Source organism: Nocardioides antri, assembly GCF_008373765.1.
GTDB classification, from domain to species: Bacteria; Actinomycetota; Actinomycetes; order Propionibacteriales; family Nocardioidaceae; genus Nocardioides; species Nocardioides antri.
In genome coordinates this window covers 1-287 of record NZ_VUJW01000174.1, presented here as the reverse complement: position 1 = coordinate 287, position 287 = coordinate 1, and the positions used below count along the sequence as shown (strand labels likewise).

Below are 287 nucleotides of genomic sequence, written 5' to 3'. Positions count from 1 at the left end.
ATTTTCGTACAATTCAAGTCCAATCCTTCCAGCAAAATGGCCAATTATCTGATGCGCCGGGCGCTCATCAATGCTATCCGTGTTCCTGTCTGCGCCAGGGCTGGATCCACTGGAAACACTGAACTTGCCAAGATTGGTGACCGTGAGTGGGTAGGCTATGGTTTCAACGGCCAGCCCAACTACGTAGACAGGCCTGACTTCCCCCTGCCTGCCATCCGGTTCCGTGAGGACACCCCTGACATTAAGGCTCTCCGTGAAAAAGAAAAGGGTGATTGGCGCAAATTGAC

1 protein-coding gene is annotated in these 287 nt (G+C 52.6%); it reads left to right on the top strand.

Annotation, left to right across the window (positions count from 1 at the left end):
* On the top strand, positions 1 to 287 hold a 287-nt coding region (locus F0U47_RS22925; protein ID WP_149752371.1), incomplete at both ends, for a hypothetical protein.